Raw genomic sequence first — 367 nt, 5'->3', positions numbered from 1 at the left:
TGCTCTTTAATAATTTGAACAAGCTGATAAAGAAACAAACGAAGTTTGAACAAGCCAAGTATAACTCACCAGATTAACTTTGGTGGCGTATCGTTCATGTCAATAGATACATGCAGTATTGGGGGAGTCCTCAATGCAGAACGCAGGATTTTGGGTGGCTGACAAGGCTCGCGACGAGTGATTGAAGGAGTGTACATCAGTACATGACTGAATGAACGAGGAGTGAAACGCAGTCAGGCGCACAAAAGACAAGTTCGACACCCTTTGGGTGTTGTATGGTTAAGTGACTAAGCGTACACGGTGGATGCCTTGGCAGTTGGAGGCGATGAAGGACGTACTAACTTGCGATAAGCCTAGTTGAGCCAGT

The 367-nt window shown here is 45.5% G+C and carries 1 rRNA gene; it reads left to right on the top strand.

Features of this window, described 5'->3' with window-relative positions:
- Positions 1–277 precede the first annotated feature (277 nt).
- Positions 278–367: ribosomal RNA gene (locus DQW12_RS13340) — 23S ribosomal RNA — on the top strand; the annotation flags it as partial.

The sequence above is a fragment of the Aliidiomarina celeris genome (genome assembly GCF_003316875.1).
GTDB lineage: Bacteria > Pseudomonadota > Gammaproteobacteria > Enterobacterales > Alteromonadaceae > Aliidiomarina > Aliidiomarina celeris.
This window is presented reverse-complemented; position numbering and strand designations above follow the sequence as displayed.